This window comes from Bacillus sp. RCC_6_1 (assembly GCF_041360755.1).
In the GTDB taxonomy this organism is placed as follows: Bacteria; Bacillota; Bacilli; order Bacillales; family Bacillaceae_G; genus Bacillus_A; species Bacillus_A cereus.
This window is the reverse complement of record NZ_JBFUPV010000039.1, coordinates 1-1,001: the sequence shown is the minus strand read 5'-3', so window position 1 is coordinate 1,001 and position 1,001 is coordinate 1. Positions and strand designations below refer to the sequence as shown.

Below are 1,001 nucleotides of genomic sequence, written 5' to 3'. Positions count from 1 at the left end.
TCTTGAAGGTTCTATAGAAGCGCTACAAGCAGAGAATGAACGTCTGCGTATGGAAAATGACTATTTAAAAAAGTTGAATGCCTTAGTTCAAAAGAAGAAAACATCACAGACCAAGACAAAGCGCAATTGATTTATGAATTAAGGCATAAATATAAGGTCGTTGACCTTGTGAAAGTCGCTAATATCGCTCGTAGTACGTATTATTACTGGATGAAACAAGCGAAACGTCCAGATAAATATAAGAAAGTTAAAGAATTAATTAAAGAGATTTTTAGTGAGAATTTTGGGAGGTATGGTTATCGTCGTATTACATTGGAATTACGTAATCGAGGCCATGCATTAAATCATAAAACCGTTCGACGTTTAATGAATATCCTGGGATTAAAATGTCTTGTTCGATTGAAAAAATATCGTTCATATAAAGGGACTGTCGGGAAATTCGCTCCTAATATTTTAAAACGTAATTTTCACGCATCAAAACCAAACGAGAAATGGGTAACAGATGTGACGGAGTTCCACTTACATGGTAAAAAACTATATCTATCACCCATTTTAGACTTATATAACGGAGAAATTATAGCTTACAATATAGAACATAGACCTGCCTATTCCCTTGTTTCTAAAATGTTAAATAAGGCGTTTCAATGTTTGAATGATAAGGAAACTCCTATTTTACACTCGGATCAAGGTTGGCATTATCAAATGCGACAATATCATCAGTCGCTTAAAAAACATAACGTTATCCAAAGTATGTCCCGTAAGGGAAATTGCTTAGATAATGCAGTCATGGAAAATTTCTTTGGCTTATTAAAGTCTGAATTACTTTATCTTAAAGAGTTTGAAAGTATGGAACAATTTAAGCAAGAACTAGAAACTTATATTCATTACTACAATCACAAAAGAATTAAAACAAAACTAAAAGGATTGTCCCCTGTGCAATACAGAGTTCAATCCTTAGTAGCTGCTTAATATATTTGTCTAATTTTTTGGGTTCAGTTCAT

At 33.0% G+C, this 1,001-nt stretch carries 1 pseudogene; it reads left to right on the top strand.

From position 1 onward, the window contains the following. Positions 1-969: pseudogene (locus AB6801_RS31190) on the top strand (IS3-like element ISBth167 family transposase); the annotation flags it as partial. Positions 970-1,001 lie beyond the last annotated feature (32 nt).